Below are 594 nucleotides of genomic sequence, written 5' to 3' on the forward strand. Positions count from 1 at the left end.
TGCGGGTGGGCGTCGACGGGGTCGACGGAGCCGGTAAGACCGTCTTCGCCGATGACCTCGCCGAGGTCCTCCGCTCGAGGGGTCGGACGGTCGTCCGTGTCGGCGCCGACGCCTTCCTGCACCCGCGTGCAGTCCGCTACCGCCGAGGACGCGACTCGCCAGAAGGGTTCTGGCTCGACAGCTACGACTACGTCGCCTTGCGCAGACGGGTCCTGGACCCGCTGGGGCCGGACGGCTCGCGCCGGTACCAGACCGCCAGCCTCGAGCTGCGCACCGACCAGGCGAGCGACCCGCCGGTCCTGACGGCCGCGCCCGGTTCTGTGCTGGTGCTGGACGGCCTGTTCCTCCACCGAGACGAGCTGGTCGACGTCTGGGACGTGTCGGTCTTCCTCCAGGTGCCCTTCGAGGTCTCTGCGGCGCGCATGGCCTCCCGCGACGGCAGCCACCCAGACCCAGCCCATCCCAGCCTGGCGCGCTACGTGCAGGGCCAACGGCTGTATCTCACGACCGCTCAGCCCGAGCAGCGAGCCCACGTCGTCGTGGACGCCACCGACCTCGACGCCCCCGTCATCGCTTCTCACCGGTAGCCGACCG

1 protein-coding gene is annotated in these 594 nt (G+C 71.4%); it reads left to right on the forward strand.

Going from position 1 to position 594, the window contains the following annotated elements; translation table 11 throughout:
- Positions 1 to 587 (forward strand): nucleoside/nucleotide kinase family protein (locus WCS02_RS20995; protein ID WP_340296242.1); only part of this gene is annotated, 587 nt, incomplete at its 5' end.
- Positions 588 to 594 lie beyond the last annotated feature (7 nt).

This window comes from Aquipuribacter hungaricus, from assembly GCF_037860755.1.
GTDB lineage: Bacteria > Actinomycetota > Actinomycetes > Actinomycetales > JBBAYJ01 > Aquipuribacter > Aquipuribacter hungaricus.